Origin of the sequence: Streptosporangium lutulentum (genome assembly GCF_030811455.1) — a bacterium.
In the GTDB taxonomy this organism is placed as follows: Bacteria; Actinomycetota; Actinomycetes; order Streptosporangiales; family Streptosporangiaceae; genus Streptosporangium; species Streptosporangium lutulentum.
Map to the genome: position 1 here is coordinate 3,957,940 of NZ_JAUSQU010000001.1, position 21,868 is coordinate 3,979,807.

Sequence of the window (21,868 nt, forward strand, 5' to 3'; positions counted from 1 at the left end):
CGAAGTTAGGAAAGTTTCCTAACTTCATATCAGCGGTCGCATGGACATGTGCGGACGGAGTCACCCGTGAACCAGCCGACGCCGGGCACCCCGAGCCTGCTGCGCGCGATCAACGATCGCGCCGCCCTGCGGGCTCTCCTGGAACGCGGGCCGCTCACCCGCCCGGAGATCGGCGCGCTGACCGGCCTGTCCAAGCCCACGGCCTCGCAGCTGCTCGTCCGGCTCCAGGAGGCGGGGCTGGTCGTGCTGAACGGCATCCGCGAGGGGCTGCCCGGCCGCACGGCGGAGGTCTACCGGCTCAACCCGGACGCCGCGCACGTCGCCGCGCTCGACGTCACCCCCGCGCACATCGACGTCAGGGTCGCCGACCTCACCGGCACGACGATCGGCGAGCACCGGCTGCCCACCCCGGGTCGCGCCGGCGGCGAGGTGGTGGACAGGATCCGCGCCGCGCTGGAGGGGGCGAACGCCACCGCCAGGCTGCGGCGCGCCGTCATCGGCGTGCAGGGCGCGCTCGACCCCGGCACCGGCCGCCTGGGCTACGCCACCAGCAAGGACATGCCGGGCTGGCACATCCCGGACCTGGTTCCCACCCTCCGCGAGGGCCTCGGCATCCAGATCTCCGTCGAGAACAACGTCAACCTCGTCGCCCAGGCCGAGCAGGCGCACGGCGTGGGCCGCGGCCACCAGGACTTCGTACTGCTCTGGGCCGACGAGGGCCTCGGCTCCGCGCTGGTGATCGGCGGCCGATTACACCGGGGCGCCACCGGCGGCGCCGGCGAGGTCGGCTACATGCCCGCCCCCGGAGCCCCGACGGCCAGGGAGACCGGGCGCTACGCCAACCACGGCTACCAGGCCCTCACCGGCGGCCCCGCCGTACTGAAGATCCTGAGGTCGTACGGCCTGCGCGGCGCCACCTCCGCGCAGGCCGTGCGGAACGCCGTCCAGGCCGCCGGGGCCACCGGGTCCGCGGGCAGGCGCGCGGACGACGCGCGCGCCGGGCTTCGCGACATCGCCGCCCGGCTGGCCGTCGGGCTGGCCTCGATCACCTCGGTCGTCGACCCCGAGCTCATCGTGCTGACCGGCGGGACCCTGCTCGCCGGCGGTGACACCCTGCGCGAGCTCGTCGAACACGAGCTGCACGCGCTGACCATCCCCCGGCCGCCGCTCCTGCTGTCAACCGTGGAGGGCAACCCCGTCCTCGCCGGCGCACTCGACCTCGCTCTCAGGGCCACCCGCGACGAGGTCTTCGGCTCCACCGTTTCCTAGCGCGCGGTGGAACCCCACCATGGCGGCGGCCCCGCTCGTCACGGCTCCCGTGATCATTGTGTTCCTCTTCGCCCATAGAGTCCTCATCGAGGGCGTAACGCTGACAGGAGTAAAAGGGTGAAAATCGCCGTTGTCGGGGGCGGCTCGACATACACGCCGGAGCTGATCGACGGATTCGCACGGTTGCGCGACGAGCTTCCCCTCACCGAGATCGCACTGGTCGATCCGGACGTCCACCGGCTGGATCTGGTCTCGGGGATGGCCAGCCGGATGCTGGCCCACGCCGGGCACCCGGCCACGGTCCTCGCGACCACCTCCGTCGAGGAGGGCGTCGCCGGGGCGCAGGCGGTCATGCTGCAGTTGCGCATCGGCGGCCAGGCGGCGCGCGACGTGGACGAGACGCTGCCCCTGGAGTGCGGCTGCGTCGGCCAGGAGACGACCGGCGCGGGCGGGCTGGCCAAGGCGCTGCGCACGGTCCCGGTGGTGCTGGACATCGCCGAGAAGATCCGCACGCACGCGCCCGACGCCTGGATCATCGACTTCACCAACCCGGTGGGCATCGTCACCCGGGCGCTGCTGGAGGCGGGCCACTGGGCCATCGGCCTGTGCAACGTGGCCATCGGCTTCCAGCGCCGCTTCGCCGCGAACCTGGGCGTCGCCCCCGACCGGATCTCCCTGGGTCACGTCGGCCTGAACCACCTGACCTGGGAGCGCTCCGTGCTCCTGGACGGGGTGGACGTGCTCCCGCGGCTGCTGGACGGCCACGCCGAGGAGATCGCCCGGAACATCGGCCTGACCGCCGGACTGGTCCGCCGCCTCGGTGTGGTCCCCTCCTACTACCTGCGCTACTTCTACGAGCACGACCTCGTGGTGGAGGAGCAGAGGAGCAAGCCGTCCCGCGCCGCCGAGGTCGCGGCCATGGAGACCACGCTGCTCGAGATGTACGCCGACCCGTCGGTGAACACCAAGCCCGAACTGCTGGGCAAGCGCGGCGGGGCCTTCTACTCCGAGGCCGCGGTGGCGCTGATCGCCTCGCTGCTCGGCGACCGCGGCGACACCCAGGTGGTCAACCTGCGCAACGACGGCACCCTGCCGTTCCTGGCCGACGAGGCGGTCATCGAGGTTCCCGCCACGATCACCGCCACGGGCGCGACGGCGCTGCCCGTGGAGGAGGTCCAGCCGCTCTTCGCCGGTCTCATCGCCCACGTCACCGCCTACGAGACGCTCGCCCTGGAGGCCGCGCTGCACGGCGGCGGGGAGCGCGTCGCGGACGCGCTGCTGGCCCACCCGCTGATCGGCCAGGCCTCGCTGTCGGACGACCTGGCCCGGCGGCTCATCGACGCCAACCGCCGGTTCCTGCCCTGGGCGAACGGGTGAGGACCGTGCTGGCCGTCGACGGCGGCAACAGCAAGACAGACGTCGCCCTGGTCGGCGAGGACGGCTCCGTCCTCGCCGAGGGCCGCGGCGCCGCCTTCGAACCGCAGAGCGTGGGGGTGGGCGTCGCGGTCGACGTGATCGGCGAGGTCGTGCGACGGCTCGGCCCGGACCCGACGCCCCCGTTCGCCGACCACGTGGCCGCCTACCTGGCGGGCGCCGACCTGCCGGTCGAGGAGGAGGCCATCCACGACGAGATCTCCGCCCGGGAGTACGGCAGGAACGTGGTGGTCGGCAACGACACCTTCGCGCTGCTGCGCGCCGGGGCCTCCGGGCCCGCGGGTGTGGCCGTCGTGTGCGGCGCGGGCATCAACGCCGTCGGGGTCTCCCCCACCGGCGAGGTGGCCAGATACCCGGCCCTGGGAAGGCTCACCGGCGACTGGGGCGGCGGCATGGGACTCGGTGAGGAGACCCTCTGGCACGCCGTACGGGCCGAGGACGGGCGGGGTCCGGCCACCGCACTGGACCGCGCCGTCCGCGAGCACTTCGGCACCCGCACCGTCGAGGACGTCGCCCTGGGCGTTCACTTCGGCGACCTGCCCGCCTTCAGGCTGCACGAGCTGGTGCCGGCGCTGATGGCCGTCGCCGCGACCGGCGACGCGGTGGCCCGCTCGATCCTGGTACGGATGGCCGACGAGGTCACCGTGATGGCGGTGGTCGCGCTGCGCCGTCTGAACCTGCTCGACACCCCGATGGAGGTGGTCCTGGGCGGCGGCGTGCTGACCGCCCGCGACCCGCTGCTGAGCGAGCTGATCGAGCGGCGCTTCGCCGAACAGGCCCCCCAGGCCAAGCTGATCGTCGCCGACGCCCCGCCCATCATGGGCGCCGCGCTGCTCGGCTTGGACGCCCTCGGCGCCACCGAGGAGGCCAAGGCCCGCCTGCGCGCCTACTTCCACACCCCGACGTGACGCCCGTGGGGCTCGTGCCGGGGTACGAGCCCCCACGCCGTGACGCGGGCCGCGTCACGGACCCGCCCTCCGGATCCGGCCCCGGACGCGGGTGTTCGGCGGACCGGCCTCGGGGAGCGCGGGAACACGTCGGGCGGAGCCGTGATCTTGACCTCAAGCCCGGTTGAGGTTCGAGGATCTCCACCATGACGGAAACCACAAGACCGGCGCACCGGGTGTCGGTGATCGGCACAGGGGCCATCGGCGGTGCGGTGGCCCGCCGGCTGCTCGCCGCCGGACACGAGGTGACGGTGTGGAACCGCACCGCGAGCCGTTCGGCCGGGTTGGTGGAGGCGGGCGCGCTGCCGGCGGGATCCCCCGGGGAGGCGGCGTCCTCCGCCACCCTGATCCTCCTCACCCTCACCGACTACGCGGCGGTGCTGCGGTGCCTCGCCGAGCCGGACGCGGACCTGTCCGGGCGAACGATCGTCGTGATGTGCACCGGAACCGCAGGCGACGCGCGGCAGGCCGCCCGGCGGGTCGCGGCCCTGGGGGCGGATTACCTCGACGCGGGCGTCCAGGCCTCACCTGAGACGATCGGCACCGACGCGGCGACCATCCTGTACAGCGGCTCGCGGCCCGCGTTCGAGCGGCATCTCACGACTCTCGGGGCGCTGAGCAGGCCACACTTCGTCGGAGACACACCGGAGGCGGCCGCGATCTGGGATCTCGCCCTCTTCGGCGTCTGGTACGACGCCCAGCTCGGCCTGCTGCGAGCCCTCGACACGGTACGGGAGGCCGGCATCGACCTCACCGAGTTCTCCCACACGGCGGCCGTTCAACTCGGTCACGTGGTCACGGCGGTTCCCGCCACCGTCTCCGAACTGCTGCGGGCCGACTACCCCGCGGGCCCCGCCGACCTCACCGGGCACCTCACGGTCGTACGCCACCTCATCGGGCTTCGGTCCGACCGGCGTCTGGGCGACGGCGGGCTGCCGGCCGCGGCGGCCAGGATCGAAGAGCTCATCGCGGACCGTCGCGGAGGTGAGGGGTTGACCGCGACGATCGGGTAGCGCTCCGTTCACCGGCCCGTCGTCCCCTCCGGGCTCACGCGGCCCGCCGGTTTCTCACCAGGACCACCTCCGGCCGGCCCGCGATCGGCTCCATCGCGTTCGGGTGATCCCGGTGGTCGGAACGTGTGATCGTCCGGTGACCCGTTTCTGGCAGCCTCCTTTGCATGAACGCGCATCCGCAGCCGGAAATCATCACGCACGACCCCGCGACCGGGGTGTACGCCACCACCGATGACTACGTACACGCGGTGGAGGTACGAAACGCGCAGCGACTGCTGTTCGTCTCCGGGACCATGGGCCTGGACGCGTCGGGGGCGGCCGGGGCCACGCTCGACGAACAGCTCTCCCTCATCTGGTCCAACCTGCGGGCGATCCTGGCGTCGGCGGACATGACCGTCGACAACATCGTCCGCCTCACCGGTTATCTACGTGACGTGTCGTACGCGGAGGCGAACGCCGCGGCCAGGGTGGCGGCGCTCGGCGGCCGTACGATCCCCACCACCGCGATCGTCGTGCAGACGCTCGCCAGTGACTGGCTCGTGGAGTTGGAGATCATCGCCGCGGGATGAGCACGGGTGGGCCGCGCCGGATGTTCCACCCGCCGACGGAACCGTCCGGAGGCCGCCAGGCACCTCAACCCCGCCGGCGTCACGGTCATCCGCACCGCGGAACCGACGGCAAGCCCCGGCGAAGGAGGGACACGGCGGTCGATCGCCCCGGCCGCCTGCGGCAAGCACCGAGGTCCGCGATCGTCACGGCCTCACCACAGTCCTACAGTTCCCGCAGCCGACGCGGAAGGTCGAACACCGACGCGAGCCGACGGGTTTCCGGAACCGCGACGCGGTGGTGCGGATCGATGAGGAACGCCGTCATGCCCGCGCGTTCCGGCCCCTCGTAGTCGGGGACGTGGGTATCGCCCACGAAGACGGCCGACGACGCCTGAACGCCCAGCGCGTCGAGTGCGGCAGCGTAGATCTTGGGATGGGGCTTCCGCCATCCGACCTCGACCGAGGTGATGACGGCGTCGAACGACGACAGCACCCCCATCGTCTCCAGGTGATCGGGAACGAGCGTCGGCTGGTGGGTGTTGGTCACCACCGCGAGGCGATACTCCGCCGACAACTCCTCGATCAGGTCCGCGAGCCCCGGGAGATACCGGACGCCGGTGTTCCACTCGCGGATGTACCGAGAGACGAACTCCTCGACCTCGGCCGGGGCCGGCCTGCGGGCCAGGGATTCGGCGAGGAACACCGTACCGGCCTCGGCCATCGAGAACTCACGGTCGTCTCGATCGCTCATGCGGTCGAACTCGGCCAAGGCACGCGACCAGGCGTCGAGGAACTCTTGGTAGGTCAGGGACGCGCCGAGCCGCCGCAGCAGCTCATGGGACGACTCATAGCCTTGTTCGGTACGGCTGGCGGAGTAGTCGACGAGGGTGCCGAAGAAGTCAAGGAAGATGTGGGTCCGGGCCATGTGGGTATCCTGCCGGACCCCGCCCTCGGCAGGAGCGTGCGGGGCATTCGTTCCTCACCGCGCCAGTGGGTGAATCACGTGCGCCAGGTCCGCTCTCTCTCGGTAGACGATCCCGCTCATACCCATGGCTCGGGCGGCCTCGACGTTGGTCGGGCTGTCGTCGACGAACAGACACCGCTCCGCTGGGATGCCCGCCCGCTCGGCCGCGATCTCGTAGATTCGCGCGTCGGGCTTGGCCACTCCGACCCTGGCGCTGTTGACCACGGCATCGACCGCGTCGGCGAGCCCCAGGGCGAGCAGGTCACTCTCCAGGCGGGTGGTGCCGTTGGTGACCAGCACCACCGGCAGGCGACGCCGGGCGACAGCCAGCAGCTCCAGTACTTCATGGTCGATGCGGTGCGGTGCGTCGACAAAGGCGGTCGCCAGCTCGCGTGCGGCCGAAGGCGGTGTGCCCTGCCGCTCCAGCGTCGCCGCGATCCGCGTCTGCCACTGCTCATCACTGATCACGCCGGTGACGGCCTGCGTCAAGAGTGGCGGCGCGAACGCGATCCGGGTGACGGTCCCCTCCGCCAGGCCGTGGACGCGCTCCACGTCGGCGAGTCCGTCCGGCTGATAAAGACGGATCACTCCGTCCAGATCACAAAGCAGGGCATCGAACGACACCCCGGCAGGCTACATCGCCGGTGCGTATGCCGCATCGCCATTCACACCAGTCGGCATCCCCCTGAAGCCGTATCGGGTGAGCGGCGTCGGACAGCAGGCTCCAGAAGCAACCCATCGCCACTCCCTGATCCGGGATCCGTTTTATGGGTCTTGGTGTCTCTTGCGAGGGGCGCCGCCGGGTACGGGCTGCCCGAGTTCGGCGAGGGCGGAAGCGGTCGTCGCGTCGGCCGGCAGGAAGGCCTCCATCCGCAGCTCGGCGACGGTGACGTCGACCGCGGTCCCGAAGTGGGTCAGCGTGGTCAGGAGCCGAAGCTCGCCGTCGCCGAAGCGAAGCCGCAGCGGGACCGCGAAGCCGAGGTGATCGGGTCCCGGTTGCCGGGGGCGGTCGGGTACCAGTCTCATGAGGTCGTTGACCAGTGTCTCAAGCCGGTCATCGGGATTGCGGGCCGCCTCCTGCCGGATGTGGTCGATCACGTGCCAGGCCCATACGTCCAGATTGATGATCCGCGGCGCCATTCCTTGGGGATCCAGCAACAAGCGGGGGATATTGACCGGCGGCGCGAGCAGATGAGACGCCACGCCCTCGGTCAGCATCCAGAACGCGTCGTTGGCCGAGACGAGATCGCCGTGCCGATCGACGATCACCGCGGGATACGGATGGTGCCCTCGCAAGACGCCCTCCAGCGCGGTGCGGACCGGCTCCAGCTCGGGGGCGTCGAGCCGGGCTTCCGGGTAGGCGGGGGCATAGCCCGCCGCCAGCAGCAGCACGTTCCGTTCGCGAAGCGGCATCTCCAGTGACTCGGCGAGCCGTATGACCATGGTCCTGCCGGGAGTCGACCGCCCGCTCTCGATGAAGCTCACATGCCGCTGTGTGGTTCCGGCACGCACAGCGAGGTCCAGTTGACTGACGCCGCGGCGTTCGCGCCACTCGCGCAGGGCGCCGGCGATTCCGCCGCGTTCCGAAGTGATGGTCACCCGACCTTGTCTAACGCAGTGAACGGCATACGGCCATTCCCTCCAGGGAATTGCCGGGCCTCGGCCCCACTGGCCAGGATCGGCGGCGTTCACGAACACATCACGACGAGGGAAAAGCTGTGATCGATATCAAGGAACTGGTCGACCGCTACGTGGCGGTCTGGAACGAGCCGGACGCCGAACTGCGCCGTAAGGCGGTCGCCGCGCTGTGGACCGAGGACGGTGTCCAGATACTCCAGCCACCGCGGGAGATCCGGGAAGCCGCCATCGCGCTGGGCCTCACCTCCATCCTCGAAGCTCGCGGGCATGAGGCACTCGACGTCCGAGTGACCCGCTCGTATGAGAAGTTCGTCGCGCCCGGGGAGTTCGTCTTCAGACCGCGGGACAACGCCGACCGCCTCGCCGACGTCGTCAAGTTCAACTGGGAAATGGTTCCCACGGGCGGTGGTGAGCCGGCAGGCGTCGGACTTGAGATTCTCGTCCTCGACGAGGGCGGCCGGATCCGGACCGACTACCAGTTCATCGAAGGATGAACGCTCAAACGGCACAAGGCCGTACGACCATGCGTTCCTACCGTTTGGAGAAGCTCGGCCACCTCGACGGGATCGTGCCGCGTGAAGAACCGATACCGACGCCTGAACCGACCGACATTCTTGTCCGCGTCCACGCGGTCTCGCTCAACCGGCGCGACGCGCTCATCCTCCACGAGCGGTACCCCCTGCCGTCGGCACCCGGCGTTGTCCCGATCAGCGATGGAGCCGGTGAGGTCGTCGCCGTCGGTAGGGAGGTGACCCGTTTCAAGGTGGGCGACCGGATCGTCAGCGGCTATTGGCCCCGATGGCACGACGGCAGGCTGAAGCCCGAGTTCCTCGACCAGTTCGGCTGCACCTTGGACGGCATGCTGACCGAGTACGTGCTCCTCGATCAGCAGTGGGCGGTCCACGTGCCGGACCATCTGAGCTGGGAGGAGGCCGCGACCCTGCCCTGCGCCGGCGTGACCGCGTGGAACTCAATCGTCGGCGGCGAGCCTCTCCGCCCCGGACAGACCGTGCTCACCCTCGGCACCGGAAGCGTTTCTCTCTTTGCCCTCCAATTCGCGAAAATGCTGGGCTGCCGCGTCATCTCCACCACTTCCAGCGAGATCAAAGCCGGCAAGCTCAAAGAGCTCGGCGCAGACCACGTCATCAATTACGTCGACACCCCCGAATGGGGGCAGGCGGTGCGCGAGCTCACCGAGGGGCGAGGGGCGGATCTCATCGTCGAGACCAACGGGCCCGCCACCATCGAGCAATCGGTCAGAGCCGCAGCCCTCTACGGGCAGATCGTGCTGCTCTCGGTATCCGACCCGACCGGCAGGCACAGGTCCCACATCGAGATCTCCGGTGAAGCCTACGGATCCGCCCTCGCGACCATCAGGCGGATCTTCGTCGGCAACCGCGCTGATCACGAGGCCATGAACCAGGCGATCACCGCACACCATCTGCGACCGGTCATCGACCGCGTGTTCGGCTTCGCCGACACACACGACGCCTTCACCTACTACCTCGGCAGCGAGCCCTTCGGAAAGGTGATCATTCGAATCGACTGACAGGCGATGTCCTGCTCTCGTGGTTCGCCCGAGGATCCAGGAAAGGCCAGAAAAGCCGGCCCAGATCTGCTCATCCCACGCGAAACACAATGATCAGGCGTGTTTCCGGTGAGCCGGGGGTCGTTCCTCACCCCGGCTCACCGGGAAACTTGGTTAATCGCCATTCCGTTTGCACAGCGGGGCGATCAAGCTTCGCGAACTCGTACGACGCCGCGCCTCTCCCCCGCTCGCGCATCCCGTGTGCCATCGACCCACTGTGGTCGTGTTTCTGACGAACCCACAGGTCGCCGACCTGATCGCGCTGCCAGACCCCGTTCGATGGCGCCGGGCCTTTGCGCCGCACTACGGCTCGGCGCCCGGATTCCGGATGCACTACGTCGACGAGGGTGCCGGTCCCGTCTTTCTGGGCCTGCACGGCGAGCCCACCTGGGGCTATCTGTTCCGCGATCTCGTCAGTCGTTTCTCCGCCACCCGTCGAATCGTGGTGCCATCACATGGGCTTCGGGATGAGCGAGACTCACAACATGACCGATCCCCAGTCCCTGATGGACCGTCTCGACCGGGTGGAGAGCGAGCTGGCGATCCAGCGCCTGATTCACGAGTACTGCCACGGAGCCGACAAGCAGGACCTGGAGCGCTTCGCCGCGATCTGGGACGACGACGCGGCATGGGTGACCAGCCCCGACCAGCGTTTCGATGGCATCGAGGCCATCTGCGCAGCCGTGCAGGAGCAGTGGGCGGCCTTCAAGGAGATGCACCACTGGACGGCCAACTTCGTCGTGGACATCGACGGTGATCGGGCTGTCGGTGAGGCGGACGTGGCCGTCCGCGTGCAGTTGACCGACGGCACCTGGGTGAGAGGCGGTGGCACCTACCAGGACGTATATGTCCGCCGGGACGGCCGGTGGCGCGTCGCCCGCAGGGAAGTCGTTTCCTCCTTTGAGGAAGATCCACTCCCGCCGGGGATCGGCAGCCCCGCCGACTGACGACCCGAACCCGGAACTCTCTTAGGATCATGGTCGGCCGCATCGTGATGCGGCCGAGTCCGGCGATCCGGAGGCGGCAGTCGGCCGGGTCCTGATGGGAGAACGAGGAACCGCTCCAGAGTCCTCCAGGGGCGAGAAATCCCGCGGCGCGGTCCGTGCCCAGCACCTCGTCGAGATGGAGCAGCCCTCCGAGGACCCAGTCCTGGTCGTAGTGGCAGTCACGCTGCGGCAGGTACCGCTCCAGATAGGCGGCGAGGATGTCGGCGTCTTCGGGCTGTCCGAACCGGGTGAGGGCGAAGCTGTAGCCCTGACCGGCGTAGGTGAGCTCGCTCTCCAAAAGCAGATCGGCCAGGGCTTCCCGGAACCGGGTGCGCCGGTCGAGGCCGATGAGCCACGCGGCGGTGAGCCGTTCCCGCCAGCCTGCGAACTCTCCCGGCTGGAGCATGCATTCGAGCTCGGCGTCGGTGGCCTGCCGGGCATCGTGGCCCAGCACGCGGAGGAAGTCGGTTCTTTCCCGGTCGGGCATGTCGAGGAAGTTGCCGTGGAGAAGATCGAGGTAACGGGCGGCCCCTGACTCTGGTGCGGCGATCACGTAGCGCTCGATGATCTCGAATGCCGGGTCGCCCGTCGGCTCAGTCATGGGCGCATCCTGACCTACGGCGCAAGAGCACGATCATGCGGGGTGTTCTCGAAGCCGACTCCGCCAACCCTTTCAGCGTGGAGACCTGGCTTAAGGAGAAGGTCGGGTCATGAGGGAGACCAGACGTGGTTTCGATCCGGGGTTCCGGACGCGTAGCGGCTCCAGAGAGATCCGGTTTCGGCAGCGATCCGGGGCGCTCCTGTCGTGGTAGCCGAGTGCCCGGGCCACCACGGGTGGCGGCGCTTGGAGAACGAACTGCCGGATGACGGCGGCGTGAGGATCGGCACCGGCGCCCACCACTCGGCGGCGGATGACCGCCCTCCCCGGGGGTGGAGGAAAGCTCGCGGCAATACTTGGTAATCTTTGCGGGCCGACAAGAAAACAGGAGAGGCGTGGCCCTGATAATCCTCGCCCAGGTTGAGCCGCACGGCCGCCTGGGACACGGAGCCGTGTGGCGACCCGCCGCGAATTCCATCGACAGCGCGCTCTCGGAGGTGCCGGCGTGAGGCTCACCGGACAGGTACTCATCTTCGACGCCGACGACACGCTGTGGGAGAACAACGTCCTCTTCGAGCGCGTCATCGACGACTTCCTGCACTGGCTGGAGCATCCGACCCTCGACAGGGCCGAGATCCGCGCCATCCTCAACGACATCGAGGCGGCGAACGCGGTCGCACACGGGTACGGCAGCAAGATGTTCCTGCGCAGTCTCGGCGAGTGCCTCGAGCGGCTGCGCGAACGGCCGGCGACCACGGAGGAGCTTGGCCACATCAACGAGCTGGCGGTGGCTCTCCTGGAGGGGCGCGTGGAGCTGATCCCCGGCGTCGCCGAAACGCTCACCGACCTCGGCAGCCGGCACGACCTGCTCCTGCTCACCAAGGGCGACACGGACGAGCAGCAGCGCAAACTGGATCTCTCCGGGCTCGCGCACCACTTCAGCAGCATCCATATCGTGGCGGAGAAGGACGTCGACACCTACCGGCGGCTCACGCAGGACCACGAGCTGACGCCCGCGACGACCTGGATGATCGGCAACTCGCCGAAATCCGACATCCTCCCCGCCCGGCAGGTGGGCATGAACGCCGTCTTCATCCCGAACGACAACACCTGGGTGCTCGAGCACAGCGAGCTCGACCCCGACGACGAGGGAGTGCTGCGGCTGCGGAAGTTCTCCGAGCTGCGGGATCACTTCTGAGGGCGAAGGGAGCCTTCCATTGAGCAGCGTCCCGTCTTCGAACGGTCCCGCCCGGCTGTCCGAGCCCGGCACCGAGCAGGTGCGCAAGACGCCCAGCGTCTCCTGCGTGTTCATCTGCCACGACGGCCACGGCCGGGTGCTGCTGGCCCGACGCGGAGCCGGAGCGCGGGACGAGCCCGGCACCTGGGACTGCGGCGCCGGGGCGCTGGAGTACGGAGAGTCGTTCGAGGCGGCCGTCGCGCGAGAGGTCCGCGAGGAATACTCGACCGGCGCGCTGGAGATCGAGACCATCGGCGTTCGCAACGTCCTGCGGGAGGAGCCGGCCTCCCACTGGGTCGCGGTGATCTTCGCTGTCAGGATCGACCGCGCCGAGGCCGCCATCGGCGAGCCCCACAAGTTCGACGAGCTGGGCTGGTTCCCGCCGGACGCGCTGCCGCACCCGCTGCACTCACAGCTCGCGGAGAGCCTCAGGCTCTTCCGCGCGTGGCAGGAGGCGTAGGAAGCCGGCCCGCTCAGAGATGATCAAGATGCTGCCGGTGGCGTAGTCGTGTGACGCCTGCGGCCTTGGCTGCTTCGGCGGCCAGGGCGTCTTGGCCGATGGTGAGCCGGCGGACGGTCTCCGCATGGACACGCACGAGTTTCGTAGCCCGATGTTCTCTTGGCGGACCCCTTTGACAAACGCCAACCGGTCGCCTGGCGGTTCCCCCAAAAACGGATCATGGAACGATGGTGTCATGAGTGATCATCAGTCTGGCCTGCTCATCGACATGAACCCGCTACCGGACGGAATGGGACAGCGTCTCCTCGAACAGCTCACGTTTTTGATCGAGGTGGACCGGTTGAAGACGGTTCTTCGGCAGTCACCTCTGGCGTCGGCGGATCGTCGTGAGAACGATGCCGAGCATTCCTGGCACCTGGCGATGATGGTCGTTGTCCTCGCCGAGTACTCCGACGAGCCGATCGACGTCGGGCACACCGTACAACTCGTGCTTGTGCACGACCTGGTGGAGATCTACGCCGGAGACACCCCACTGTATGACGCAGTGAGCGGCAATGATCAGGAGGAGCGGGAGATCCGCGCCGCGGATCGGCTGTTTGGCCTGCTGCCTGCCGATCAGGGGACACGGATACGGGCTCTTTGGGATGAATTCGAGGCCCGGCGTACTCCTGAGGCGCGCTTCGCAAAGGCAATGGACCGGTTTCAGCCACTGCTCTTGAACTGGATGGCACGCGGTGGAACCTGGCAGAGCCCCGGAGTCACGGCTGAGGACATCAGATCGCGTAAGGCAGTGATCGGGGATGCCGCCTCGTCCCTATGGGACGTGGGCCGTCAGCTCATCGACGAAGGAGAACGACGGGGCTGGGCACGGCCCGGCACACCACCGTCTCCTCAGGAAGCGGAGCGGCCGGCACCGATGCGCAGGACTCCCAAGGTGCCATGAAACGGGCGGGGCAACCTCGTAGACGGCGGTGCGGCCCCAGGGCGGCGGATTGGCTGGGTACGGCGCGTATGCGGTGCGGCGGGCGGCCCGAGCCACCTGCCGACCGGCGCCCACGCCACACGCCTGCACGCCCGGACGACGGGCGACGGGCGGCGGGCAGCGGGCGGCGGGCGGCGGGCGGCGGGCGGCGGGCGGCGAAGGGCCGGGTACGGCGGCGCGATGCCGCTTGATCTACCTTGATCTACACGGATCGACCCGCACAGAGCTTGATCTACACAGAATGGTTCGGCGATGTCCCGTGGCGCCGTGATCGAAGCTGTCAGCCCTCACGCACGTCGATCGGCCCGGCGAGCAGCCGTTCCAGCTCGTGGCCGGCCTCGTCGGACCCGGCGTCCCACAGCCGCTGCAGCTCCCGCAGGTCACCCGCCGCGACCGCGCGTCGTGTGAGCAGGTGCCCGGCCCGCACGCAGCCCTCGTCCAGCAGGTCGCTCAGTTCTTCGAGGTCGCCCCGGGCGTCGGCGAGGTCGGCCAGGCGGCCCAGGGCCGTCTCATTGCCCTCGTCGGCCAGCGCGCGGAGGGTGTCCCGGTCAAGGTTCGTGTTCACCATGGCTCCATGCTGCAACCCTGCCCTTGGGGCAAGGTCAAGTGGGAGAACATGGAGAGGTGATTACCATCGGCCGGCTCGCCCGGTACGCCGGCGTTTCGATCAAGACGATTCGGGTCTACCACGACAAGGGGCTGCTGCCCGAGCCCGACCGTGACTCCTCCGGTTACCGGCGGTACACCGCCCGGCACGCCATCGAATTGATCAAGATCCGCACCCTGGCCGAAGCCGGGGTGCCCCTGGCCCGCATCCGGGACCTTCGCGCCGCCTCCGCTGAGGACTTCCACGAGGCGCTTCGCCACGTGGACGCCGACCTCACCGCCCGGATCCGCGGCTTGCGAGAGACCCAGCGGCGGCTGCGACGGCTCGCGGCCGGCCGCCTCCAGATGCTTCCCCCCGAGGTCGGCGACCACCTGGAGCGGCTGCCCGGACATGGGTTCAGCCCGCGCTGGGTCGCCCTGGAGACCGACCTGTGGATTCTGCTCTTCGCCGCTCACCCCGATACCGCCATCGAGTCGTTCCACGACCAGGCCCAGTCCCTCACCGATCCCGCGCTCCGCCGGCTCTACCTCGAATACGACCGCGCCCACGACCTCGACCCGCACGATCCCCGCGTCGACGATCTCGCCCGGCGCATCGTCCGTGCGACCCGGGGACGATACGGATCCGGCGATCTTCCTGGACAGGACACCGGCTCCGAGATCCCGGCGATGCTCCAAGGAGTGGTCAACGCCTCGTCCCCGGCATGGCGACGGCTCGACGCCCTGATCCGAGACGAGCTCTTCCGCACCTGAGGCCGGCATTCACCGCCACGCCGCCACGGGGCCCGGCACCCGGATCCACGGACCGGACCTCCGTCGGCACGGGTCGTCCCCCGATCCGGTCGATGTCCCGTCGCCGGTCAGGGGGACGGTGAAGGACGAGCCCGCCTCACTCCTGAGGCCGGTCTTCGACGGTCTTCGCGACCTGGGCGTAGGTGGTCAGGAGGAGGTCCCAGAAGCGGCCGGCGTCGAGGGAGGTGCCGACCAGGGCGTTGGGGGTGCGGTCCACGGGCCGGAAGTCGGTCACGGTCATGCCGGAGGTGAAGCGCCCCGCCGTCTCCACGTCGACGACGGCGGGCTCGACCGTGATCAGTGACGGGTCGATCAGGTAGGCGATCGCGCAGGCGTCGTGGATCGCGGGCCCGCTGTCGGCGGTGATCACGCCGTAGTACTCCACGCACGGGATGAGCAGGTCGGTGCCGAGCCTGCCCATGGTCCGCATGCGGTCGGCCACCGCCTCCGTGGTCATGGCACCGCGGCTCACGTCAAGACCGATCATGGTCACCGTCCAGCCGGCGTCGAAGACGATCGCGGCGGCCTCCGGGTCGGCGGCGATGTTGAACTCGGCGGCGGGAGAGAAGTTGCCCCGGGTGTAGGACCCGCCGAGGATCGTGAGTCCCTTCGCCCAGTCGACGATCCTCGGTTCCTTGAGCACGGCGAGCGCCACGTTGGTCAGCGGGCCGATGGCGACCAGGGTCACCTCGCCGGGGGCGGCCCTGAGCGTCTCGACGATGAAGTCGACGGCGTGCCCGCCGGACACCGGGAGCGTCGCCGGGGGCAGCAGCGCGGCGCCGAGACCCGAGGGGCCGTGGACCCTGGCCGCGTCCACCCGGGTGCGCAGGAGGGCGCCCGCGCTGCCCGGCGTGATCGGGACGCCGGTGAATCCGAGGAACTCGCGGAGTCGCAGCGCGTTGTCGGTGGTTCCGGCCAGACCGACGTTGCCGCCGACCGTGGTGATCCCCAGGATCTCCAGATCGGGGCTTCCGTGGGCGAGGACGATCGCCAGCGCGTCGTCGATTCCCGGGTCACAGTCAATGATGATCTTTTGGGGGCGCACCTGTTCAGCTTGAATCAATCAGCCCATATACGGCAAATCGGAAATAGCAGCCGCGAGGACTTCCGAGGTGCCGGCGAGAACACGCCGGGACGCTCGCCCGTAGCGGCCCGGCAGCCGGACCCGGCCGCCCCTCCCCCGCCGGGAAGGTCAGGCGCGTTCGTCCGGCTTGACGACGTCCGGGCTCGCCAGCTCCGGGGACCGGTGCTCGTACGGCGTGCTGAGCACGACCGTCGTGCGGGTGGAGACGTTGGCCGCGGTGCGGATCTGGTTGAGCAGCTCCTCCAGCCCGATCGGCGAGGCCACCCGGACCTTGAGGATGTAGCTCTCGTCTCCGGCCACGCTGTGACAGGCCTCGATGGCGCTCAGATGGGCCAGCCGGTCGGGGGCGTCGTCGGCGGCGGCGGGGTCTATCGGTTTGATGGACACGAACGCGGTGAGCGAGAGCCCGATCGCGTCATAGTCCACCAGCGCGGCATACCCCCGCAGCACCCCGCGTTTCTCCAGCCGACGCACTCGCTGATGCACCGCCGACACCGACAGCCCGGTCTCCCTGGCAAGATCGGTAAAGCTCATCCGGCCGTCGCCGGCCAGCAACGTCACGATCTGGCGGTCGATCTCCTCCACGCGGTCAACGGTAACGGCACCCGGAGGTCATACGCACCGCCCCATGGTCACGGCATGGTCCCAACCATGCCCGTCCTCGGTGAGGCCGGTCTTCCGGGCCGGGCGAGCCGTGCCGTACGGGCCGATGTCAGACGGTGCCGCCGGAGGCCGCGACCGTCTCCTCCGAGGTCTCCGTCTTCGGCGAGCCGGCCGTGACGGGCAGGGTGAGGACGAAGCGGGTCCCGTCCCGGTACTCGGTGTCCAGCCAGATCCTGCCGCGGTGATGCTCCACGATCTTCCGGCAGAGTGCCAGGCCGATCCCCGTGCCCTCGTAGGCGTCCCGCTGGTGCAGCCGCTGGAAGATCACGAAGATCTTGTCGGCGAAGTTGGGCGGGATGCCGATCCCGTTGTCGGTCACGGTCATCCACCACTTCCCGTCACGCTCCTCCGCCTCGATCCGGACGCGGGGCGCGCGGCCGGGACTGCGGAACTTCAGGGAGTTGCCGATCAGGTTCTGCCAGAGCATCACGAGCTTGGTCCGGTCACCGATCACCACCGGCAGGTCTCCGACCTCGACCTCGGCCTCGGATTCCTCCACCGCGGCCGCGAGGTTGGCCAGGGCCCGCTCGACCACGTCGTTCAGATCCGTCTCGACGGGCTCCTGGTTGACCCGGCCCACCCTGGAGAAGGTGAGCAGCTCGTTGATGAGCACCTGCATGCGCTTGGCTCCGTCGACGGCGAAGTCGATGTAGGTGTTGGCCCTGTCGTCGAGCTGGGAGGCGTAGCGCTGCTGCAACATCTGGCAGAAGGAGGCGACCTTGCGCAGCGGCTCCTGCAGGTCGTGGGAGGCCACGTAGGCGAACTGCTCCAGCTCGGCGTTGGAGCGCTTCAGCTCCTCGGCCTGCGCGGCGAGCTGCTGCCGGGAGACGCGGGTCTCCTCCAGCTCGGCGACGATCCGCCTGCGCATCGCCTCCATGTCGCGGGCCAGCTCGGCGAGGTCGGCGGGTCCGCCGGTGTCGACGTGATGCTCGAAGTCCCCGTTGGTCACGCGACGCGACGCCTCCCTCAGCCGGGTCAGGGGGCGGAACACCGCGATCCGCAGCAGCACGGCCATCGTCACGATGGTGATCAGGAAGGCGAGCAAAATGGCGAAGAAGGTCAGGTCCCGTGCCCAGCGGGCGGTGGCCAGTTCGGCGCGCGCGTCCTCCCTGGCCTGGGTCCAGGCGGCGTTCTGGGCGTCGAGCGCCTTTCTGACCATGTCGAAGACCCGCTTGCCCTCCTCGGTCCGTTCCGTGCCGACCGTCTCCGGTCCCGTGCCCCTGACGTCCGCGATCATCGGTTCCGCCTGCTGGAAGCGCCACTCGTCGCTCAGCCGCTCCACGTCGTCGAGCCTCCGCAGCAGCTCCGCGGCCGGTTTCAGTGTCCTGATCTGCTGCGCCGTGTTGAGTTCGTCGCGGCGGCCGTCCACGTACGGCTGGAGGAACTCCTCTTTGCCCGTGAGGACGAAGCCTCGCATCCCGGTCTCCTGGTTCACCAGGGTCGTCTGCAGGCGCTCCGCCTGGATCCTGCCCATCGAGATCCCGTCGATCAGGCGGTTGGAGGCGCTCGCCGCGTTCCCCAGGGCCGCGGCGCCGACGACCGCGGACACGGCCAGCAGCACGGCCATGGAGAGCAGCACGACGTTGAACCAGGTCTGGGCGCTCCAGCGGCTCTGCCGGGTTCCAGAGGGAGGTGTCTCGGTGGTCATGGCCTCACCTCACAGAAAGTCGATCTCGACGGGACCGGGAAACCCCGGTTGACGCAAGATACCGGAACGGCAGACCCTCGGCCGGAGGGGCATGTTCGCCCGCCGAGGCCGGGCCGTACAGTCCTTGGATGAGCGATTTGGAACAGGATCCGCAGGAGTCGGTGTGCGGCGGCCTCGCCGACGTGGCGACGGAGCCGGTGAATGAGCTGCTGATCGGCCGCGACGTGGTGCTGGGCGGCACCCGGGGGATGAAGGTCACCAGGACCCTGCCGAACCGGGATATCCGGATGGTGGGCGCGTGGTGCTTCCTGGACCACTACGGGCCGGAGAAGGCGACCATGAGCGTCGCGCCGCACCCCCACACCGGCCTCCAGACCGTCAGCTGGCTCGTGGAGGGAGAGGTCCTGCATCGTGACAGCGTCGGCAGCGAGCAGTTGATCCGGCCCGGCCAGCTCAACCTGATGACGGCGGGCCGCGCCATCTCCCACGCGGAGGTGTCGCCCTCCGACGGCGATCTGCACGGGGTCCAGCTGTGGGTGGCGCTTCCCTCCGCCCACCGCGAGGTGGCTCCGGCCTTCGAGCATCATCCGGTGCTGCCCGAGCTGACGGCGCCCGGGGTCAGGGTGACCGTTCTCATGGGCGAGCTCGGCGGGGTCGTCTCACCCGCCCGGACCTACAGTCCCCTGGTCGGGGCCGAGGTGACCTTCGACGCGGACGGCGAGATCCTGCTCCCGCTCCGCCCGGACTTCGAGTACGCCGCGCTGGCCCTGTCCGGCGCCGTGCGGGTCGACGAGACGGAGCTCGCCCCCGGGCCGCTGCTCTACCTCGGCACCGGTCGTTCCGGGCTCGACCTGCGGGCCGAGCGGCCGGGCCGGGTGCTGCTCCTGGGCGGCGAGCCGTTCGAGGAGCAGATCGTCATGTGGTGGAACTTCGTCGGCCGCAGCCACGAGGAGATCACCAGGTTCAGGCGGGAGTGGATGGAGAGCGACGAGTTCGGCACGGTGATCGGTGTGAACGACGCCCCGCTGCCCGCTCCGGAGCTCCCCACGGTCGCGATGAAGCCTCGTGGACGCCGCCGCTGAGGCTCCGCCGGGGCTCCGGCCCGAACACCGGACTCCGCCGGGCGGTCACCCGGCCACGCCGGTCATGGCGCGCCACACCGCCTCCGGGGTGAGGGGCATGTCGATGTGCTCGACGCCGAGGGCGTCGCACACCGCGTTGACCACGGCCGGCGGCGTTCCGATGCAGCCGGCCTCCCCCGCGCCCTTCGCCCCGAAGGGCGCGTTGGGATTGGGCGTCCGGGTCTCCTCAAGGGTGAGGGGGGGCATGTCGGCGGCGGTGGGCAGCAGGTAGTCCAGCAGGGTGCGGGCGAACGGCGTGCCGTCCGCGTTGTGGAGGGCGTCCTCGTACAGCACCTGGCCGAGTCCCTGCGCGATCGATCCCTGTCCCTGCCCCTCCACGATCATGGGGTTGACCACGACGCCGTAGTCGTCCACGGCCACCAGGTGCCGCACGTGGACGGTGCCCAGTTCGGGATCGATCTCGACGACGGCGACGTAGGCGCCGAACGGGAACGCCTGCGGGGGGCGGAAGCGTTCCTCGGTGCGCAGCGGGCCGGTCCGGCTGACGAGATCCTCCAGCGTCGTCGACCACTCGCCCGCGATCAGCGTTCCCTCGTGGTATTCGACGTGCGAGACGTCGATGCCCCAGATGTCGGCGAAGCGCCCGCGCGCCTCGGTGATCAGGCTCTCCACCGACCGCCACAGCGCTCCCCCGCCGACCTGCATGGACCGGCTGCCGAAGCTGCCGACGCCGTAGGGCACCTCCCGGGTGTCCCCCTCGATCACCCGCACGCGTTCGAGGTCGATGCCGAGCGCGGACGCGACGACCTGGGCGAAGGAGGTCAGATGACCCTGTCCGGTGGGGGTGGAGCCGCAGCGGGCCACCACCGTGCCGTCCGCGCAGACCTCCACGCTGCCGTACTCGTCGGTGTCGGGCGCGCCGCCGGACCGCTCGACGTAGGTGGCCATGCCGATGCCGAGCGGCGGCCCGCCCACCGCTCGGCGCCGGGCCTGCTCGGCGCGCACCTCGGCGTACCCGACGGCCTCCAGCGCCACGTCGAGCGCCCCGGCGTAGTCGCCGGAGTCGTAGACGCGGCCGGTCGGCGTCCGGTAGGGGAACTGGTCGGAGCGGATGAAGTTGCGCCGCCGCAGCTCCGCGGGGTCCATGCCGAGCCGGTGCGCCAGCCGGTCCACGGTCCGTTCGATGGCGTACGCCGCCTCGGGGCGGCCCGCGCCGCGGTAGGCGGCGGTGGGGGCCGTCGTGGTGAGCACCGAGCGGAGGTGGGCGTGCACGCGCGGCGTGCGGTAGGCGCCGCCGCTCATCGCCGCCGTCATCGTGGGCACGAACGCGCCGGTGTGCGGGTAGGCGCCGATCCCGGCGTCGACCCTCAGCTCGTAGGCGAGGAAGGTCCCGTCGGCGTCGGCGGCCAGCCGGACCCGCTGGTGCTGCCCGCGCCCCCGGGTGGCGGCCAGCATCGCCTCGTTCCGGTCTTCGACCCATCGCACCGGCCGGTTCAGCCGCCGGGCGAGGTAGGCGACGACCACGTACTCGGGGTAGATCTGGCTCTTGGCCCCGAACGCACCGCCCACGGAGGGCACCACGACCCGCACCTGGTCGGGTTCCAGCCCGAAGACCTCGGCCATCGCGTCGCGCAGGCGGTGCTGGGCCTGGTGTGACACCCACACGGTCAGCCCGCCACCGGCCTCGGGGCGCACGAGCACCGCCCGTGCCTCCAGTGACGTGGGCAACAGCAGTTGCTGGCGGTACTCGCCCTCGACGACGACCGGGGCGGTGGCGAACACGTCGTCGGCGGGCTCGCCGAGGTCCTCCTCCCTCGCGATGTTGCCGTGCCCGCCGCCGGGACGGTGATCGCGGTCGGGAAACAGCCAGGCGGCGCCGGCGTCCAGGGCCTGGGCCGCCTCGGTCAGCGGCGGCAGGGGTTCTATCTCGACGCGGATCCGTTCCGCGCCGTCCTCGGCCTGCGCCCGCCGCCCCGCCGCCACCACCGCGATCGGCTCGCCCGCGTAGCGCACGACGCCTCTGGCGAGGGCGGGCCAGTCCAGCGCCGCCTCCCGTCGCGTCCCGTCCGGCAGGGCGGGCAGGGCCGGCAGATCGGGCAGATCGGCCGCGGACCACGCGCCGACGAATCCGGGCGACTCACAGGCGGCGAAGGTGTCGACGCCGAGCAGCCGCCCGTGCGCCACGGGGCTGCGAACGAACGCCACCTCGACCGTGCCGGGTTCGCTCAGGTCGGCGACGGTGACCGCCCGGCCGGTAAGAAGATCATGGTCCTCTCGGCGAGGCACCCGGCTACCGATGTAGGTCATGTTTAGTGCCCCCCTCACCTGG

Annotated in this window: 21 protein-coding genes and 1 pseudogene; 13 read left to right on the forward strand and 9 right to left on the reverse strand. The window is 69.9% G+C overall.

Going from position 1 to position 21,868, the window contains the following annotated elements; translation table 11 throughout:
- Nucleotides 1–66: 66 nt before the first annotated feature.
- The 5 genes from J2853_RS17710 to J2853_RS17730 all read left to right on the forward strand — a co-directional run bounded on the left by J2853_RS17710 (nucleotide 67) and on the right by J2853_RS17730 (nucleotide 5,232).
- A complete protein-coding gene (locus J2853_RS17710; RefSeq protein WP_307559294.1) occupies nucleotides 67–1,269 on the forward strand; it encodes an ROK family transcriptional regulator in 1,203 nt (400 codons plus the stop codon).
- A gap of 117 nt (nucleotides 1,270–1,386) precedes the next feature.
- The gene (locus J2853_RS17715; protein WP_307559296.1) at nucleotides 1,387–2,646 is read left to right on the forward strand and encodes a 6-phospho-beta-glucosidase; all 1,260 of its coding nucleotides are present in this window, start codon (nucleotides 1,387–1,389) and stop codon (nucleotides 2,644–2,646) included.
- Complete coding sequence (locus J2853_RS17720) at nucleotides 2,643–3,611, forward strand: N-acetylglucosamine kinase (protein WP_307559298.1); 969 nt, start codon at nucleotides 2,643–2,645, stop codon at nucleotides 3,609–3,611. The genes J2853_RS17715 and J2853_RS17720 overlap by 4 nt, the downstream gene beginning before the upstream one ends.
- 185 nt (nucleotides 3,612–3,796) lie before the next feature.
- Complete coding sequence (locus tag J2853_RS17725; protein WP_307559300.1) at nucleotides 3,797–4,663, forward strand: NAD(P)-dependent oxidoreductase; 867 nt, start codon at nucleotides 3,797–3,799, stop codon at nucleotides 4,661–4,663.
- Nucleotides 4,664–4,827: 164 nt separating this feature from the next.
- Nucleotides 4,828–5,232, forward strand: a complete 405-nt coding sequence (locus tag J2853_RS17730; RefSeq protein WP_307559302.1) for a RidA family protein — start codon at nucleotides 4,828–4,830, stop codon at nucleotides 5,230–5,232.
- Between the two features lie 202 nt (nucleotides 5,233–5,434).
- On the opposite strand, the gene J2853_RS17735 is transcribed toward J2853_RS17730, so the two are convergent.
- The 3 genes from J2853_RS17735 to J2853_RS17745 form a co-directional block, all read right to left on the reverse strand.
- Entirely contained in the window at nucleotides 5,435–6,136 is a 702-nt protein-coding gene (locus J2853_RS17735; protein ID WP_307559304.1) for an HAD family hydrolase, read from the reverse strand.
- A gap of 54 nt (nucleotides 6,137–6,190) precedes the next feature.
- Complete coding sequence (locus J2853_RS17740) at nucleotides 6,191–6,799, reverse strand: HAD-IA family hydrolase (RefSeq protein ID WP_307559307.1); 609 nt, start codon at nucleotides 6,797–6,799, stop codon at nucleotides 6,191–6,193.
- A 141-nt stretch (nucleotides 6,800–6,940) separates the two neighbouring features.
- Entirely contained in the window at nucleotides 6,941–7,774 is an 834-nt protein-coding gene (locus tag J2853_RS17745; RefSeq protein ID WP_307559309.1) for a helix-turn-helix domain-containing protein, read from the reverse strand.
- Nucleotides 7,775–7,893: 119 nt separating this feature from the next.
- Between J2853_RS17745 and J2853_RS17750 the strand changes: the two genes are divergently transcribed.
- The 3 genes from J2853_RS17750 to J2853_RS17760 all read left to right on the forward strand — a co-directional run bounded on the left by J2853_RS17750 (nucleotide 7,894) and on the right by J2853_RS17760 (nucleotide 10,348).
- Complete coding sequence (locus tag J2853_RS17750) at nucleotides 7,894–8,307, forward strand: Cif family virulence factor (protein ID WP_307559311.1); 414 nt, start codon at nucleotides 7,894–7,896, stop codon at nucleotides 8,305–8,307.
- Nucleotides 8,304–9,362 (forward strand): zinc-dependent alcohol dehydrogenase family protein, encoded by a 1,059-nt coding sequence (locus J2853_RS17755; RefSeq protein ID WP_307559313.1) that lies wholly within the window; start codon nucleotides 8,304–8,306, stop codon nucleotides 9,360–9,362. Before J2853_RS17750 ends, J2853_RS17755 begins: the two co-directional genes overlap by 4 nt.
- Nucleotides 9,363–9,886: 524 nt before the next feature.
- A complete protein-coding gene (locus J2853_RS17760) occupies nucleotides 9,887–10,348 on the forward strand; it encodes a nuclear transport factor 2 family protein (RefSeq protein WP_307559314.1) in 462 nt (153 codons plus the stop codon).
- A 115-nt stretch (nucleotides 10,349–10,463) separates the two neighbouring features.
- Here J2853_RS17760 and J2853_RS47925 read toward each other — a convergent pair.
- A pseudogene (locus J2853_RS47925) lies at nucleotides 10,464–10,988 on the reverse strand (DUF6000 family protein); the annotation flags it as partial.
- Nucleotides 10,989–11,490: 502 nt separating this feature from the next.
- Here J2853_RS47925 and J2853_RS17770 point away from each other — a divergent pair.
- The 3 genes from J2853_RS17770 (at nucleotide 11,491) to J2853_RS17780 (ending at nucleotide 13,625) form a co-directional block, all read left to right on the forward strand.
- A complete protein-coding gene (locus tag J2853_RS17770) occupies nucleotides 11,491–12,183 on the forward strand; it encodes an HAD family hydrolase (RefSeq protein WP_307559317.1) in 693 nt (230 codons plus the stop codon).
- A 19-nt stretch (nucleotides 12,184–12,202) separates the two neighbouring features.
- Nucleotides 12,203–12,682: an NUDIX domain-containing protein gene (locus J2853_RS17775; RefSeq protein WP_307559319.1), complete on the forward strand. Its 480-nt coding sequence runs from the start codon at nucleotides 12,203–12,205 to the stop codon at nucleotides 12,680–12,682.
- A 235-nt stretch (nucleotides 12,683–12,917) separates the two neighbouring features.
- Nucleotides 12,918–13,625 (forward strand): HD domain-containing protein, encoded by a 708-nt coding sequence (locus J2853_RS17780; RefSeq protein ID WP_307559320.1) that lies wholly within the window; start codon nucleotides 12,918–12,920, stop codon nucleotides 13,623–13,625.
- Nucleotides 13,626–13,944: 319 nt separating this feature from the next.
- Here J2853_RS17780 and J2853_RS17785 read toward each other — a convergent pair whose 3' ends face one another.
- Entirely contained in the window at nucleotides 13,945–14,232 is a 288-nt protein-coding gene (locus tag J2853_RS17785) for a hypothetical protein (protein WP_307559322.1), read from the reverse strand.
- A 56-nt stretch (nucleotides 14,233–14,288) separates the two neighbouring features.
- Between J2853_RS17785 and J2853_RS17790 the strand changes: the two genes are divergently transcribed.
- Complete coding sequence (locus J2853_RS17790; protein ID WP_307559324.1) at nucleotides 14,289–15,023, forward strand: MerR family transcriptional regulator; 735 nt, start codon at nucleotides 14,289–14,291, stop codon at nucleotides 15,021–15,023.
- A 136-nt stretch (nucleotides 15,024–15,159) separates the two neighbouring features.
- Here the strand turns inward: J2853_RS17790 and J2853_RS17795 are convergent, their stop codons facing one another.
- The 3 genes from J2853_RS17795 to J2853_RS17805 form a co-directional block, all read right to left on the reverse strand.
- Nucleotides 15,160–16,107, reverse strand: coding sequence for a nucleoside hydrolase (locus J2853_RS17795; RefSeq protein WP_307559325.1), 948 nt, complete (start codon nucleotides 16,105–16,107; stop codon nucleotides 15,160–15,162).
- 147 nt (nucleotides 16,108–16,254) lie between these two features.
- The gene (locus tag J2853_RS17800; RefSeq protein ID WP_307559327.1) at nucleotides 16,255–16,731 is read right to left on the reverse strand and encodes an Lrp/AsnC family transcriptional regulator; all 477 of its coding nucleotides are present in this window, start codon (nucleotides 16,729–16,731) and stop codon (nucleotides 16,255–16,257) included.
- 127 nt (nucleotides 16,732–16,858) lie between these two features.
- Nucleotides 16,859–18,457 (reverse strand): sensor histidine kinase, encoded by a 1,599-nt coding sequence (locus J2853_RS17805; RefSeq protein ID WP_307559329.1) that lies wholly within the window; start codon nucleotides 18,455–18,457, stop codon nucleotides 16,859–16,861.
- Between the two features lie 128 nt (nucleotides 18,458–18,585).
- Here J2853_RS17805 and J2853_RS17810 point away from each other — a divergent pair, with 128 nt between their 5' ends.
- Nucleotides 18,586–19,539 (forward strand): pirin family protein, encoded by a 954-nt coding sequence (locus J2853_RS17810; RefSeq protein WP_307559331.1) that lies wholly within the window; start codon nucleotides 18,586–18,588, stop codon nucleotides 19,537–19,539.
- Nucleotides 19,540–19,584: 45 nt separating this feature from the next.
- Here J2853_RS17810 and J2853_RS17815 read toward each other — a convergent pair whose 3' ends face one another.
- Nucleotides 19,585–21,846 carry a xanthine dehydrogenase family protein molybdopterin-binding subunit gene (locus J2853_RS17815; protein ID WP_307559333.1) on the reverse strand — a complete coding sequence of 754 codons (2,262 nt, stop codon included), beginning with the start codon at nucleotides 21,844–21,846 and terminating at the stop codon, nucleotides 19,585–19,587.
- Nucleotides 21,847–21,868 lie beyond the last annotated feature (22 nt).

Coding starts and splice junctions, on each gene's coding strand:
- J2853_RS17815 (WP_307559333.1), bottom strand. CDS start 21,846: ATGACCTACATCGGTAGCCGGGTGCCTCGCCGAGAGGACCATGATCTT.
- J2853_RS17760 (WP_307559314.1), top strand. CDS start 9,887: ATGACCGATCCCCAGTCCCTGATGGACCGTCTCGACCGGGTGGAGAGC.
- J2853_RS17725 (WP_307559300.1), top strand. CDS start 3,797: ATGACGGAAACCACAAGACCGGCGCACCGGGTGTCGGTGATCGGCACA.
- J2853_RS17730 (WP_307559302.1), top strand. CDS start 4,828: ATGAACGCGCATCCGCAGCCGGAAATCATCACGCACGACCCCGCGACC.
- J2853_RS17780 (WP_307559320.1), top strand. CDS start 12,918: ATGAGTGATCATCAGTCTGGCCTGCTCATCGACATGAACCCGCTACCG.
- J2853_RS17755 (WP_307559313.1), top strand. CDS start 8,304: ATGAACGCTCAAACGGCACAAGGCCGTACGACCATGCGTTCCTACCGT.
- J2853_RS17805 (WP_307559329.1), bottom strand. CDS start 18,457: ATGACCACCGAGACACCTCCCTCTGGAACCCGGCAGAGCCGCTGGAGC.
- J2853_RS17810 (WP_307559331.1), top strand. CDS start 18,586: ATGAGCGATTTGGAACAGGATCCGCAGGAGTCGGTGTGCGGCGGCCTC.
- J2853_RS17735 (WP_307559304.1), bottom strand. CDS start 6,136: ATGGCCCGGACCCACATCTTCCTTGACTTCTTCGGCACCCTCGTCGAC.
- J2853_RS17785 (WP_307559322.1), bottom strand. CDS start 14,232: ATGGTGAACACGAACCTTGACCGGGACACCCTCCGCGCGCTGGCCGAC.